Raw genomic sequence first — 9,270 nt, 5'->3', positions numbered from 1 at the left:
AGCATCGCCGGACGCGGCGGCGGGAAGGCGGATATCGCCTACGGCGCGGGCACCGATCCGTCCGGAATCGACGTCGGGCTCGCTGCCGTACGCACACGGATGAGCCAGCACTCGGGATAACCGGGGCACCCACGATCATCAACAGAAACGATCACGACAACGGTCCGCACCCCCCGGGAGGGGCGCGGACCGTTGTCGCCACGTCAGGCGATGGATGTTCCGGCCTCAGGGTTCGGCAAGAACTCGAGTAGCTCTGGCCCGATCTGCCGTGGCTCGTCGAGAACGATCTCTGCGCCTGCCCGCGCCAAAGCATTGGGATCGGTGAATCCCCATGCCACCGACACTGTTTTGACGCCCGCAGCGCGACCTGCGGCCAGGTCGGAAACGGTGTCGCCGACGAACAGCGCCGATTCGGCTGCGACCCCCAGCCGGGAGCAGGCGAGGGTGATCCCGTCCGGCGCTGGTTTGGGTTCGGCGTCCTCCCAGGCGATCACGACCGAGGCGACCATGCCGACCACTGGGGGAACCAGAAAGTACAACCGTCGCCGCGCTTGGGTGGTGACTATGCCGATCTTCACGCCGGATTGCGCGAGAGCCGTGATACCTGCGACGACGGCCGGTATCACGCGGATGTGGTGCGCTGCGTCGAACAATGCGGCGTCGAACATCCTCTCGTAGGCGTCCTCGGGATCGGGTACACCCAACAGGCACAGCGCTTGTACGGGTGGTACCCCTACCTGCGCGTCGAGGAGATGTGGCTGGATTTCGCGACCGAATACCCGGAACGTGATGGTGTGGAGGGCTTCTCGTATCGCCGCACGCGAGTCGATGATCACGCCGTCGAGGTCGAACAGCACGGCGGTGTTCATACTCGCCTCGCCGACGTTGTGCGTGCGGGGGTGGCTACCGGCTCCACGACGAGCGTCCGTAATCGGATGCCGTGATCGGCCAGCCGGAGGCGAGCGTCGAGGTTGCGGTCGACGATGCAGACGGCCGTGGTGACCCGGGCTCCGATGTCGCGCAATGCCGTTGCTGCTTCGAGTAGTTGAGATCCGGTGCGAGCGACGTCATCGACGATGGTGATGTCGCGTTCGGTGAGGACGCCGCCTTCGATGCGGCGACCGGTCCCGTACGGTTTGGCGGCGCGGCGGATGCATGCCAGCGAGGCACCGGTGTTGATCGAGATTGCTGCGGCCAGCGGTACGCCGCCGAGTTCGAGTCCGGCGACGATATCGGTGTCGGCGGGCATCATCTGAGCCATTGCGGTTGTGACGTCGCGCAACAGTTCCGGGTCGGCGGCCAGGCTGTACTGGTCGAAGTATTCTTCGATCACCTCGCAGTCGGCGAGCCGGTGACAGCCCCGCCGCAGTGCGCTCTGACGGATGCGGTCGGCGAGCTCGGAGTCGCCGCTACGGCTCCGTGTTCGTGTCACCAGGTCGTCGAAGGCACACCGAAACGCCTCGATGTGGGTGATTTCGCGGAGGAACCCCATCGGGCGGGTCGGCGTCTCGTACAGCCACTGTTCCTTGCGCAGGAAGGCCGCCAGGTGCGTGGCAGTGCTGCCGACGAGCCACACCGGGACAGGTCGGATGTTACTGGCGTACCAGAGCGCGGCCGAGAGCTCGTGCAACGTGCCGATCCCTCCACCCATCGCTATCACCAGGTCGGTGGTGTCGAGGAAGCGGTGCAGACGATCACCCAGGCGCGGAAGGTGAATCGCGTGCGTGACGTGGGGATTGAACTCGCCCCACTTCGTATTCTCGAGCGTGACCGCGACGATTCGGCCGCCCGTAGTGGCGGCTCCGCGTGCCGCCGCCTCCATCAGGCCGTTGTATCCGCCGTGCTGGATGGTCGCGCCCGCTTGGCCTATCGCGCAGCCGATTTCGTAAGCCAGAACCCGGTCGGCGTCGTCCTCGGCACGCACGCCTCCGAAAAAGGTCACGGTGGTCATGAAAGCTCCAGGTAGTAGCGGTAAGCGTCGATCGCCGGCCGCAGCGCGGTCAGGACCTCCGGTGCGATCTGGTCGGCGATCGCGAGGACCCGGTCCAGATTCGCCGTCAACGTGTCGTGAGACGGCACCGAGGGGCTGTGGATCAACGCGTCGAGCATTGCGAGACAGCGACGACCGAGGGGTGTGGCACCGACTTCGTGCTGCAGGTGATACCAGCCGTAGTAGCGCGTCCCGGGTGCCAGCGCGGCCTTGACGAAATCCTTCGCAGCGGTGGCGAAGAGGTGGGATTCGTCGTAGGCGATGAAGGTCTGGCCGCGAGTGATCCGCTTCTGGATCAAGCATCCGAGCACAAGCAGCTCGACCAGCAGATCTGCGCAACTGCGTGGTGCGGTGGCCGTGCGTGCGATGAAATCGGCCGCTGTGGAAGCGGTCGAGGCCGACGTCGCTGTCAGCGGCACGGCGCTGGTACGGATATACAGGGGCTGTGCCCGGGTTCCCGTGTGCACCGAGTCGAGTCGACTGACCGGGGTGACGTACAGATCGAGTTGGCGCAGCGTGCCGTTGTGCACGACGAGATACACGTAGCCCAGTCCGCCCATGTTCGCGACGATGGTGTCCCGCCATCCGGGCAGGATCGCGGCCATTTCACAGGCCATCAGGTCATCAAGCGCGGTGACGAAGTCGCCATACCAGCGGTCCTCCACACCGATCACGAAATCGACGTCGGAAAGGCGGTCGGCGGTACCCGCGGCGAGTGAGCCTCGCACGAGCAGCCGGGTCACGGCCGGGCTGGCGGCGAACACGTCGGTCGCGCGCTCCAGCAGGCCGAACTGGTCTGGCCGATTCATCATGGCCAGGTCATCGAGCAAGGTCTCCATCACGAGCTGGTTCCTTCCTACTGTTCAGCGGCTGAGGCCGAGGAGAGTGACTTTGTCCTTGCGCCATGCCCGAGCCTTATCCGGCCGGCCGACTTCTTCGTACGCGGAGGCGATGAGGTCGTACACCGTGCCTTCCGGCAGGGTGTACCGATAGAAGAGCCGCAGTAGGTGTTTCTCCGCCGCGTCGAGGTAGCCCAGCCGGATGAGCGAACGCGCCCGCTCGCTATGGGAATCAATCTCCCGCGCGTCAGGCTCCGGCAGCTGAAGGACATCGGCTTCCAGCGAGGAATCAGCGGTCAGCGCATCGAACGCGATATCGCGGTAGCAGTCCAGAATCAGGTGCAGTCGATCCGGGCCGAGCAGGTTGCATGCGCCGTGCACATGGGTTGGTGCCAGTCTCCAGACCCGGCCGGGCCGCAGGTGAATCCGTGCCCCGCCGAGTATGAGCGCAGCGCTGGAGTTGGTCACCAGAGGCACATGCAGACGGAACCTCTCGACCTTCTCGAGGTCGTCGTAATCGCGGTGCTCCCAGAGGAATCCGTTCGGTCCGAGCCGTGCGAGGCGCACCCACATGTAGCGCAGGCCCAGCGACTGGAGGTAGGCGCGGGTGGCAGGCATGCGATCGAGGAGACTCGTCGCCTTCGGTGTGCAATCCGCGATGCGGACATCGCGCGGTACTCCGGAGTCGTTCATCAACGATGTGGTGAACCAACTCCCGGACTGATACGGCCCGTACTCGGCCACCCAGTCCTCGTGCATAGGAATTGTCAGCGCTTCGTGGTGGAGCCTATCGAGCATCCCCATGTCGACACTGCCGATGCTGGCGATCTGGTCGATCAGCCCAGCGACGAATACTGTTGTCATAGAAGAGACTCCCTGGACGGAATGCGAAACCAACTGTCTCGCAAGGATTTCTAGTAGGTGAGATCCGTTCCAAGGGTCGCACCGTGGTACCCGTCGAACCAGGAACGGAGCCGGAAAATTGGCCGTAAGCTGGGGCGGAACCAACCGGAACTGCCCCTCGTCGCCTTCTGGAGCGGCCATGATCGCAACCACATGGACTGGGATTGAAGTCAAGGCCCTGCGCACCGCCGCGTTGCGCTGGAGTCAGGAGAGGTTCGCCGAGGAGCTGGAGATCACCGACCGCACGGTGCGGAACTGGGAGCACGCGAAGGGCGGCTTCGTCGTCAACGGCTACTACGCGGCGAAGCTCGACGATCTTCTGGCCGGTCTGTCCGCAGTGCAAACCGTCCGTTTCACGGCGGAGGTCCGTCGCCACGGGGCAGGCGAGCCGGTCGACGTCGAATTCGGAACTAAGCTCGACAGCGAACACCGAGTCCGCCCAACCGCGCCCCGCGGCGAGCACCTGACGGAGATCACCGAGATGAAGCGTCGCGAGCTGCTGCGATTCTTGAACATCGCCACGACCACGCTGGTGACACCGATCGACTGGGATCGACTGCAGCACGCGATGACGTCAAGGTCCGTCGACCTCGCAGTTGTCGATGAACTCGCCAAACTCAACCGACTGCTGTGGCAGCACTATGCAGACGCCGAAACCAAGGCGACCGTATTCGACGATGCGCGAGCCCATCTCAGCGGGCTGATGGATACGTTTAGCAACACCTGCGGCCAGGAACTCGAATGCCGTCTACGTGAACTCGTAGCTGACTCGTTGCAACTCACCGGTGAGATCCTTTTCGACGGCAACCACTACACAGAAGCGGCGCACTGCTACACCCTTGCCGGCAACTTCGCCGCTGAAGCCGACGCGTTCGACCTGTGGGCGTGCGCGCTGACCCGCCATGCGTACATCGGACTCGTGGAGGATCGCCACGCCGACGCGCTACCGCTTGTCGACCAAGCCGCACACCTGTCCCGCCGGGGCGACAGCAGCCTGCCCACCCGCTTCTGGGTTGCCAGTGTCCGTGCCCAGGCCCTGGCGGGGCTGGGTGACATCCATGGCTGCGAGAGAGCCTTCGATCGCGCACGGGACGTCAGCGCGCTGGCCGAGGCTTCCCCGGTCGGCTGGCTACGGTTTACAGGTGACCGCATCGATGAGGAGAATGCGGGCTGCTATATCAAGCTGGGCTGCCCCGAAAAGGCCGAACAGCTCCTTGTTCCCCTGCTCAACGGACCGCTCTCGGCACGCCGACGCGCGAGCGTTCTGGTCGACCTCGCCGCGGCGGGCATGCTGCGCGGTGACCCCGTGCAGACAGTCTGTTTCGGCGGAGCGGCAGTCGACATCGGACGACACACCCAGTCCGGCTACATCGCGCAGCGCCTTGGGCACCTGCGACGCGATCTCGATCCATTCCGAGGCGACCGGCACGTCGCCCATCTCGACAGCCAAATCGCTACTCTCATCAAGCCCACCCGCTGACCCGAGGAGAACAGTGCACGACGATCACGACCACGGTGGCAAGGTCTTCCGCAGCGCCTGGATCGCTGGAGTCACCACCCACTACCCGGGAACGCCCAAGGACAGCTATATCGCACCGTGGGAGAACACCCCCGACTGGGAGCGCGCCAGCGCGGCGGCGGTGTATGACCAGGTCGTCAACTTCCTCGAAGTCACCGGCGGCGCCGCGAGTCGTCTGACCGCTGAGGCGAAGGGCCAGTTCGTCGCTATCTGCTGGATCGGACAGATCTACGCACACATCCCCGACCCCAAGCCCGGGTACGTCGCACCGTGGCATGAGTTGCCCGAATGGCAGCAGAAGACCGATATCGAGATCTTCGAGACGATCGAACGCCACGTTTCGGCATCGAGCTCATCAGCTGCCCTCGACCAGCACAGCTAGGCCCACGCCAACCGGCGACTCAGCCACTCCTGCGTGATCCGGGCCGACCGTGCCTGATACCGGCGCAGGTTCGGCACACGCCGTGGTGCCGGTTGGCGGCTGTGATAGGCCCAGTAACCGGCCAGACCGCACAGGAACGCGTCGATAGCGGCCGGATCGATGTCCCGGGTTACACGGTGCGAGGCGAGGATCGGGTCAGGATCCAGCCCTTTACCCGCGATCGAGGGCACCAGCGACGCGAGGTCGATCCATGCGGCACCTCGACAGGGCCAGGCCCAGTCGACGATGAACGGCGAGCCGTCGCCTCGTATCAGCATGTTGTCCGGACGAAGGTCAGTGTGCAGCAGGGAATCGCCGACCGCGCACTCGGGCCAGGTGGACTCCAGCTGAGCCAGCCGGTGGAGATTTCGTGACGCCCACTCGTCCATATCAGCGGGTGCGCCCCGCTCGGCGAACTGCCTCCAGCAGATCAACTTCGGCCCATAGACATCGCTGATCGCCGGTGCCCCGGGAATGGGGCTCGGAGTCAGCTTTTCAGCAAGCTCGTCCAGCATCCGGAGGACGCTGTTCAGCTCATCCTGCTGATCGAGCTGCGGATGGTGTCCCTCGATGAACTCGAAGGCCACCGCGAACCATCCAGCTGCTTCGACGGTGAACCGGACCTCGGGGGTGGGGATGCGCGCTGAAAGCTCCGCGGCAGTAGCGGCTTCAGCCCGGTACCGCTCCACGAGACCGTCATGGACACTGACAGCCTTGATAAAAGCAGCCGTCCCGTCCTCCAAGCGCACGCACGCGGCCAGGCCATGACTGAACCCGCCGACTTGGTTGGTCGCCGATGTCACCCGCAGGCCGAGGCGCTGCTCGATGCCCTTCCGCACCATCGGCGGCAGCTCTCGCCATTCGACGCGATTCGTCACGTCCTCATTGACGGCCACCGGGCTATTGTGCAGTTCGCCCGCCCATAGCTGTCCAGCGGGTGGTCAGTCGTTGGCCAGCGGATGCTCGCGACAAGGCAGAGATCCTGAACAGTTCAGCTCACATGCTCGAAGTCGAATTCGCCATCCGTCGCCCCGGCCACAAACGCCGTCCATTCAATCTCGTTCAACCGCAACCGAACATGGCCAATGATGCCAGCGAACGCGAAGCGGCCCGGAACCTGCTGGTTCCGGGCCGCTTCCCTAGTAGCGGGGACAGGATTTGAACCTGCGACCTCTGGGTTATGAGCCCAGCGAGCTACCGAGCTGCTCCACCCCGCGTCGGGTGAATACAACCTTACAGACAGTATGCGGAGTTACCAAAACGCCTGGACAGAACAGGTTTCTCGACTCTATGGCCGGGCGGTGGTGTGCGGTCAGCGGGCTAGTTCGTCGACGAGGACGTTCAAAGCTGTTGTCAGGGCGTCTCTCTGCTCGCGGTCGAGGCGTTCCATGGCGGCGGCGAAGCGTTGGATGCGGGCCGAGGTGAGACCGTTGACGAGGTTGTGGCCGGTGGGGGTGGCGGTGAGGAGTTGGGCGCGGCCGTCGCCGGGGTCGGCGGCGCGTTCGAGGTAGCCGGCGCGTTCGAGGCCGGTGACTATGCGCGACATGGTGGGGGCGCTGACGCGTTCGACGGCGGCCAGGTCGCCCAGGCGCAGGGGGCCGGAGCGGGCCAGCGAGGCGAGAGCGGAGGCTGCGCCGGGGGAGAGCGCGCCGGAGTCGCCGGACTGGCGCAGCATGCGGAGCAAGCGGCCGATGGTCAGATAGAGGTCGGCGGCCTCGCTCAGGTCGGGGGTGACGACATCGGCACTGGAGCGCTCGGACAGCGCGGCCTCCTCGGTAGGACGGCGAAATCACTGATCATCATAATCGGGGCGCCGGGGAGGACGGCGCGCAGGCCGCGAGGCGGCGGCGCGGTCACCGCGTGGTGAACAGGTTGAGTTTGTAGGTGGTGATCGGCGGGGTCCAGCCGAATGCTTTGAGACCGTAGCGGTATCGCGCGGGCCAGGTGCGGGCGACGGCGGGCTGCGGGGTGGCCAGCGTGCGGGATTCGCGCAGTCGCAGGCCGTGGCGTTCCAGGATGGCGGGGTCGTCGCAGGTCCATCGCATGCGGGCGGAGACGGCCCGGAATACGGGGTTGCGGTCCTGAGTCTTCATCATGGCCGGGCCGCCGGTGTCGAAGGCGAGCGGAGTGTCCGGGAACGCCTCGGCGAACCGCCGCAGCAGGGCGTGCACGCGTTCGGCGTCGAAGTAGAGCAGCACCGCCTCGCTGAGCAGGAAGACCGGCCCGCCGTCCGCGCGAACCTGCTCATACCAGTCGGTGTCGAAGATGGATCCGGAGAGCATGGTGTAGCGGTCGCGGTCGTCGAAAAACTTGCGCCGCAACGCCATCGTGTCGTCGAGGTCGAGGTCGAACCAGCGGACGGTGCCGTTGTCGAGTCGGTCGAAGCGGGTGGACAGGCCGCAGCCCAGATCCACCACCGTGCCGTGCGGATGCTCGTGCAGGAACGCCCGCACGTACTCGTCGAAGATCGACGCCCGCAGCACCGACCCGAACAGCGACGGTCCGCGGAACTTGGTGAAGTCGTAGTCGATCGACGCCACGAGTTCGACGGCCTTGCCGTCCGCGAGGACCGAGGGGTTCCGCACCGCATCGCAGGCGCGTCCGTACAGCGGAATCAGCAGCGTTTCCTGGATCTCGCCCAGGGTCACCTGTTCACCCATCGCACCACAATAACTTAGGGTTGCCTAATTCGGAGTGCGATGTCGGGTCAGCTCGTGACGAGCACCCGCTTCAGGAAGTCGACCTGGTCGGCGAGAATCTCGTCGCGATGCTCGGGTTGGTAGATCTCGAAGTGGCTGAGGGGATAACTGCGCAGCTCCGCGTGCGGTGCGCGATCGGCGAGTTCGGTGGTGCCGGAGGCGACCGTCTCGCGATCGTGCTCGGCGATACAGACCAGCAGCGGCATCCGCAGGTCCGGCGCGTGGCGGCCGGGCCGGTAGCGCATCATCTGAAGCAGCACGCGCGGGGCGATGCTGTTGCGCCAGGTCTTGCTGTCCATGGCGGCGATGGTGCCGTGTGCCTGCGGCCCGGTCATGACCGCGAGTTCTCCCGGCAGCCCGACGGCGGGGATGTAGCGCGGGCGCAGGCCGAAAGTGCCACGGAGCCAATCGGATACCATGACCGCGAGCAGCGCCAGGGTGGCGCGCGTGGAACGTCCCTCGGCCCGGCGCGGGAATCCGTTGAACGGCACCTGGGCCACCACGGCCGCGATCCGTGCGTCCCCGGCGGCCACGGTCACGACGTGACCGCCGCCCAGGGAAGTGCCCCAGAGCACGATCCGGTCGGGGTCGATGCCCGGGTGTGCGCGGGCGAAGGCGACGGCAGCGCGGATGTCGTCGAGTTGTTCCTCGAGATCGGCTACCTGCCTGGGTTCGCCCGCGCTGGTGCCGAAGCGCCGATAGTCGAAGGTCATGGCCGCGTATCCGGCGTTCGCGAAGGCGCGGGCGGCGGCCACCAGCGCCGGAGTGTCCTGGGTACCGCTGAAACCCGGGCACAGCACCACCGCGGACGCCACGCCCGTCTCGGCGTCGGTGTACAGCGCCCCGGAGCATTCGGTGCCGGACGAATCGAAGGTCACCGCAGTCGTTTTCATCATTGT

Annotated in this window: 10 protein-coding genes and 1 tRNA gene; 2 read left to right on the top strand and 9 right to left on the bottom strand. The window is 65.6% G+C overall.

Annotated elements, in window-relative coordinates; translation table 11 throughout:
- Positions 1–203: 203 nt before the first annotated feature.
- The 4 genes from QJS31_RS21865 to QJS31_RS21850 are packed head-to-tail and all read right to left on the bottom strand — an operon-like array spanning position 204 to position 3,693.
- The gene (locus QJS31_RS21865) at positions 204–869 is read right to left on the bottom strand and encodes an HAD family hydrolase (RefSeq protein ID WP_306357570.1); all 666 of its coding nucleotides are present in this window, start codon (positions 867–869) and stop codon (positions 204–206) included.
- Positions 866–1,951 (bottom strand): LOG family protein, encoded by a 1,086-nt coding sequence (locus QJS31_RS21860; RefSeq protein ID WP_306357569.1) that lies wholly within the window; start codon positions 1,949–1,951, stop codon positions 866–868. Before QJS31_RS21860 ends, QJS31_RS21865 begins: the two co-directional genes overlap by 4 nt.
- Positions 1,948–2,832, bottom strand: coding sequence for a hypothetical protein (locus QJS31_RS21855; RefSeq protein ID WP_306357568.1), 885 nt, complete (start codon positions 2,830–2,832; stop codon positions 1,948–1,950). The genes QJS31_RS21860 and QJS31_RS21855 overlap by 4 nt, the downstream gene beginning before the upstream one ends.
- 21 nt (positions 2,833–2,853) lie before the next feature.
- Positions 2,854–3,693 carry an aspartyl/asparaginyl beta-hydroxylase domain-containing protein gene (locus QJS31_RS21850; RefSeq protein WP_306357567.1) on the bottom strand — a complete coding sequence of 280 codons (840 nt, stop codon included), beginning with the start codon at positions 3,691–3,693 and terminating at the stop codon, positions 2,854–2,856.
- A 178-nt stretch (positions 3,694–3,871) separates the two neighbouring features.
- Between QJS31_RS21850 and QJS31_RS21845 the strand changes: the two genes are divergently transcribed.
- Positions 3,872–5,212, top strand: coding sequence for a DNA-binding transcriptional regulator (locus tag QJS31_RS21845; protein WP_306357566.1), 1,341 nt, complete (start codon positions 3,872–3,874; stop codon positions 5,210–5,212).
- A gap of 13 nt (positions 5,213–5,225) precedes the next feature.
- Positions 5,226–5,633 (top strand): hypothetical protein, encoded by a 408-nt coding sequence (locus QJS31_RS21840; RefSeq protein WP_306357565.1) that lies wholly within the window; start codon positions 5,226–5,228, stop codon positions 5,631–5,633.
- Here the strand turns inward: QJS31_RS21840 and QJS31_RS21835 are convergent.
- From QJS31_RS21835 to QJS31_RS21815, 5 genes are all read right to left on the bottom strand, one after another.
- Positions 5,630–6,568 (bottom strand): phosphotransferase enzyme family protein, encoded by a 939-nt coding sequence (locus tag QJS31_RS21835; protein WP_282786674.1) that lies wholly within the window; start codon positions 6,566–6,568, stop codon positions 5,630–5,632. The two genes, QJS31_RS21840 and QJS31_RS21835, sit on opposite strands and share 4 nt — an antisense overlap.
- Before the next feature lie 247 nt (positions 6,569–6,815).
- Positions 6,816–6,889 (bottom strand) — tRNA-Met (locus QJS31_RS21830).
- A 95-nt stretch (positions 6,890–6,984) separates the two neighbouring features.
- Entirely contained in the window at positions 6,985–7,347 is a 363-nt protein-coding gene (locus tag QJS31_RS21825; protein ID WP_051037269.1) for a MarR family winged helix-turn-helix transcriptional regulator, read from the bottom strand.
- Positions 7,348–7,525: 178 nt separating this feature from the next.
- A complete protein-coding gene (locus QJS31_RS21820) occupies positions 7,526–8,332 on the bottom strand; it encodes a class I SAM-dependent methyltransferase (protein ID WP_282785418.1) in 807 nt (268 codons plus the stop codon).
- Between the two features lie 47 nt (positions 8,333–8,379).
- Positions 8,380–9,267 carry an alpha/beta hydrolase gene (locus tag QJS31_RS21815; protein WP_306357564.1) on the bottom strand — a complete coding sequence of 296 codons (888 nt, stop codon included), beginning with the start codon at positions 9,265–9,267 and terminating at the stop codon, positions 8,380–8,382.
- Positions 9,268–9,270 lie beyond the last annotated feature (3 nt).

The organism is Nocardia sp. CC213A (assembly GCF_030766805.1).
GTDB lineage: Bacteria > Actinomycetota > Actinomycetes > Mycobacteriales > Mycobacteriaceae > Nocardia > Nocardia otitidiscaviarum.
This window is presented reverse-complemented; position numbering and strand designations above follow the sequence as displayed.

Excerpts from the sequence above, each read along its gene's own strand:
- QJS31_RS21865 (WP_306357570.1), bottom strand. The coding sequence starts at position 869 with ATGAACACCGCCGTGCTGTTCGACCTCGACGGCGTGATCATCGACTCG.
- QJS31_RS21860 (WP_306357569.1), bottom strand. The coding sequence starts at position 1,951 with ATGACCACCGTGACCTTTTTCGGAGGCGTGCGTGCCGAGGACGACGCC.
- QJS31_RS21850 (WP_306357567.1), bottom strand. The coding sequence starts at position 3,693 with ATGACAACAGTATTCGTCGCTGGGCTGATCGACCAGATCGCCAGCATC.
- QJS31_RS21845 (WP_306357566.1), top strand. The coding sequence starts at position 3,872 with ATGATCGCAACCACATGGACTGGGATTGAAGTCAAGGCCCTGCGCACC.
- QJS31_RS21825 (WP_051037269.1), bottom strand. The coding sequence starts at position 7,347 with ATGCTGCGCCAGTCCGGCGACTCCGGCGCGCTCTCCCCCGGCGCAGCC.
- QJS31_RS21820 (WP_282785418.1), bottom strand. The coding sequence starts at position 8,332 with ATGGGTGAACAGGTGACCCTGGGCGAGATCCAGGAAACGCTGCTGATT.
- QJS31_RS21815 (WP_306357564.1), bottom strand. The coding sequence starts at position 9,267 with ATGATGAAAACGACTGCGGTGACCTTCGATTCGTCCGGCACCGAATGC.